Genomic DNA, 587 nt, shown 5'->3' on the forward strand with positions numbered 1-587 from the left:
CCCAGGCCCTGCGCCTGGCCCCGCAGGTGGCCGCCATCCTGCAGGAAGAGCTGGGCACCGACCCCGGCTTGGCCGCCTTCGAGGCGCTGGCCGCGCAGTACCACACGGTTCCTGCGTAACGGCTTGACACGCCCCTTCTTTTTTGAAAGAATCGAGGGCTTCGCGTTTCTCTACGCGGATTTCTGCCCAGCGGGAAGCGGCGCAAATGGTTTGCGCCGCGGACGACGGGCCCAAGACTGACTGGCTGGTCCGCAGCCCTGAGACGTTCCCAGGGCTGTCGATCTGCTGGTGCAAGTTGGGAATATTCACATGATCCAGACAGAAACTCGGTTAGACGTTGCCGACAATACCGGCGCGAAGTCCGTCCTGTGCATCAAGGTGCTGGGTGGTTCCAAGCGTCGCTATGCCAGCGTGGGCGACATCATCAAGGTGAGCATCAAGGAAGCCGCTCCGCGTGGCCGCGTCAAGAAGGGCGAGGTCTACAGCGCAGTGGTGGTCCGCACCGCCAAGGGCATCCGTCGCGGCGACGGTTCGCTCGTCAAATTCGACGGCAACGCAGCAGTGTTGCTGAATGCAAAGCTGGAGCC

At 62.9% G+C, this 587-nt stretch carries 1 protein-coding gene; it reads left to right on the plus strand.

Going from position 1 to position 587, the window contains the following annotated elements:
* Window positions 1–309: 309 nt before the first annotated feature.
* On the plus strand, window positions 310–587 hold a 278-nt coding region (gene rplN, locus GVL52_RS31680), incomplete at its 3' end, for a 50S ribosomal protein L14 (RefSeq protein ID WP_160012684.1).

This window comes from Rhizobium sp. 18055, assembly GCF_902706285.1.
Classification (GTDB): Bacteria; Pseudomonadota; Alphaproteobacteria; order Rhizobiales; family Rhizobiaceae; genus Rhizobium.